Here is a 518-nt window from a genome sequence, read left to right on the forward strand (position 1 = left end):
TCAGGCGCAGACGCTGACCGGCAATGTGACCGAGGTCGCGAACGGCGACATCAACGCGGGCAATGCCGGCATGGTGGCGGCGATCCTCAACGCGGCGGGCACCGGCAATATCGACGTGACCGCCAACGGCGCAATCACCGCGCGGTTCGGCATCGACGCCGAGAATTTCGGATCAGGCAATACGACGGTCACCACCGTCGGCCCGGTCAATGTGACGACGGGTAACGGCATCTTCGCGCTGACCACCGGCGGCAACGTCTCGGTTACCGCGGGCGATGTCACTTCGACCGGCAACACCGCGATCATCGCGCAGCAGACCAAGGTCGCGGGCGCGGGCAATGTCGATGTGACCGCGGGCAACGTCTCGGGCACGACCGGCATCGATGCGCACAACTTTGGCACTGGTACCGTCAGTGTCACCGCCAACGGCACGGTGACGGGTACGTTTGCCGAGGGCATCAAGGCAGTCGGCAACGATGCGGTGACCATCTCGGTCGCCGATACGGTGACTGGCGCGA

General features: G+C 65.3%; 1 protein-coding gene. It reads left to right on the top strand.

What is annotated here, in order from left to right:
• Positions 1-518, top strand: a 518-nt coding sequence (locus AC1DQQ_RS22315) for a hypothetical protein (RefSeq protein ID WP_478046827.1), incomplete at both ends; no start/stop codon positions are given.

Source organism: Sphingomonas sp. P4_G3 (assembly GCF_056401105.1).